The sequence below is a fragment of the Pseudomonas sp. MHK4 genome (assembly GCF_054600775.1).
Window position 1 is genome coordinate 1 of sequence record NZ_BAAIAK010000051.1, and the last position, 645, is coordinate 645.

Sequence of the window (645 nt, forward strand, 5' to 3'; positions counted from 1 at the left end):
GGACGGTTTTATACAGGCTGGCTTCGGCATTGCGCTGGCCCAACTGGCCGAGCAGCAACTGGCGAACCTGGGCCACCCGTTTCGGGTCGGCCGCGATGCGCCAGTCCGGGTGCGCCGCCAGTTGCTCGCCATAGAACTGCCAGAGCGTCGGCGCCAGGCCGTGCCACAGCCCCGGCGAAACCCCGGCGCCGCTCGGCTCGAGCGGGCCCAGGACCTTGACCAGAAAGGCTGGGTCGGCTTTGTCCGGGCGCGCCAGCATCAGGTAGGCCTTGAGTTGTTCGTAGGCTTGCAGTGCGCGCTTGAGGCGTTCGGGGCTGTCGGCGGGTAACTTGATCAGGGTGGTGAGTTGCTGTTGCAAGCTGGCCACCGCCGGATCGCGCAGCAGGCGGTTATTGGCCTCGACGTAGGTGGGCCAGAGCATTTGCAGCAGTTGTGGATTTTTGTTCAGGCCGAAACGCTGGTACCAAGGCGTGCCATGAACGGCGCGGTATTCCAGGCGGCCCAGCTCGCGGGCCAGGTCATTCAGGGCGAGGAATTGTTCGTCAGGGGTTGATGATTGTTGCAGGGTCGCCAGCGATGTCTGCACCTGGGCGATGTGCACGCGGTTGCTGGCGAAGGACAGCAGCATGCCGGCACTCCAGACCA

1 protein-coding gene is annotated in these 645 nt (G+C 64.8%); it reads right to left on the bottom strand.

Going from position 1 to position 645, the window contains the following annotated elements:
• On the bottom strand, positions 1-645 hold a 645-nt coding region (locus ACYP2Q_RS31465), incomplete at both ends, for an ImcF-related family protein (RefSeq protein ID WP_459734102.1).